Genomic DNA, 1,052 nt, shown 5'->3' with positions numbered 1-1,052 from the left:
ATGGTGATGGTTTGGCCGTTGCTCAACGTCACGGTTACCGCAGTTTGCGACGGGTTAGTCAGCGTGGCGGTGTACGTGATGTCGCCACCTTCAACCACGGTTTTATCCGCGGTCAGGGTAACGGTGGTGGTGTCGATCGAGTCGGTGATAACAGTTTTAGCTGCATCAGGATTCGTCACCAACTTCTCGAAGTTACCGCCATCGGTCTTGGTGATGGTGGTGCTGACGGTCGAACCGTTGTTGTAAACGTCGTTGGCCGGGGTGTGGAACACCGCCGTGCCGACGGATTCACCGGCTTTGATGGTGATGGTCTGACCGTTCGAGAGTGTCACGGTAACCGCAGTTTGCGACGGGTTGGTCAGCGTGGCGGTGTACGTGATGTCTCCACCTTCAACCACGGTTTTGTCAGCGGTCAGGGTAACGGTGGTGGTGTCGATCGAGTCGGTGATGACAGTTTTAGCCGCATCAGGATTTGTCACCAACTTCTCGAAGTTACCGCCGTCGGTCTTGGTGATGGTGGTGCTGACGGTCGAACCGTTGTTGTAGACGTCGTTGGCCGGGGTGTGGAACACCGCCGTGCCGACGGACTCACCGGCTTTGATGGTGATGGTCTGACCATTCGAGAGTGTCACGGTAACCGCAGTTTGCGACGGGTTGGTCAGCGTGGCGGTGTAGGTGATGTCGCCACCTTCAACCACTGTTTTATCAGCGGTCAGAGTAACGGTGGTGGTATCGATCGAATCGGTGATGACAGTTTTAGCCGCATCAGGATTCGTTACCAACTTCTCGAAGTTACCGCCGTCGGTCTTGGTAATGGTGGTGCTGATGGTCGAACCGTTGTTGTAGACGTCGTTGGCCGGGGTGTGGAACACCGCCGTGCCGACGGACTCACCGGCTTTGATGGTGATGGTCTGACCATTCGAGAGTGTCACGGTAACCGCAGTTTGCGACGGGTTAGTCAGCGTGGCGGTGTACGTGATGTCGCCACCTTCAACCACGGTTTTATCCGCGGTCAGAGTAACGGTGGTGGTATCGATCGAGTCGGTGATGAC

At 56.3% G+C, this 1,052-nt stretch carries 1 protein-coding gene; it reads right to left on the bottom strand.

The genetic code is table 11. The annotated features are described in order from the left end of the window. The coding region (locus BFL40_RS27695; RefSeq protein WP_143088342.1) for an immunoglobulin-like domain-containing protein at window positions 1-1,052 on the bottom strand (1,052 nt) is incomplete at both ends.

Origin of the sequence: Pseudomonas costantinii (assembly GCF_001870435.1) — a bacterium.
GTDB classification, from domain to species: Bacteria; Pseudomonadota; Gammaproteobacteria; order Pseudomonadales; family Pseudomonadaceae; genus Aquipseudomonas; species Aquipseudomonas costantinii.
This window is presented reverse-complemented; position numbering and strand designations above follow the sequence as displayed.